This is a genomic window from Listeria farberi (genome assembly GCF_014229245.1).
Classification (GTDB): Bacteria; Bacillota; Bacilli; order Lactobacillales; family Listeriaceae; genus Listeria; species Listeria farberi.
Genome location: NZ_JAARZJ010000061.1, coordinates 1 through 504, shown reverse-complemented (window position 1 = coordinate 504; position 504 = coordinate 1). Strand labels below are relative to the sequence as shown.

Sequence of the window (504 nt, the reverse complement as noted above, 5' to 3'; positions counted from 1 at the left end):
ATTCCGTGTTTAACGCCTCCGCATATTCATTGAAAATTTCTTGGGTAAACTGCCCCTTAATTTCCGGATCAAAATTAGTACGGTCAAACGTCACATTCGCCAAACGCTCGCGCTCTGTCAGCCATTCTGCTTTTAGTCGCTCCAACTCGGAACCGTAAGCCGTTTTGTAATCATCTAGACGGTCTGCTAGAAGTTCTAGCGTTGCTCTTGCGTCCGCAACTACTTGGTAGGCGTCTAGTTTATAGGCTTGCGGACGACTGACATTGATGTTTAAAAATCGCGTCTCCTCCCAATTGAATGCCGTTTTGGACGACGTTGTAAAATCCGTGTACCGCGTGCCGATGCCGATAACCAAATCCGCATTACGAATCACTGCATTCGCCGCACTCGTTCCTAGAATCCCTGTCCCGCCAAGGTTATTTTTGAATTGAAATTCCACCGTCGACTTCCCAGCATGCGTCTCAACAAGCGGGATGTTGTGCCGTTCTGAAATCGCCATCAAAG

Annotated in this window: 1 pseudogene; it reads right to left on the bottom strand. The window is 47.8% G+C overall.

Annotated elements, in window-relative coordinates:
• A pseudogene (locus tag HCB45_RS15195) lies at positions 1–504 on the bottom strand (3D-(3,5/4)-trihydroxycyclohexane-1,2-dione acylhydrolase (decyclizing)); the annotation flags it as partial.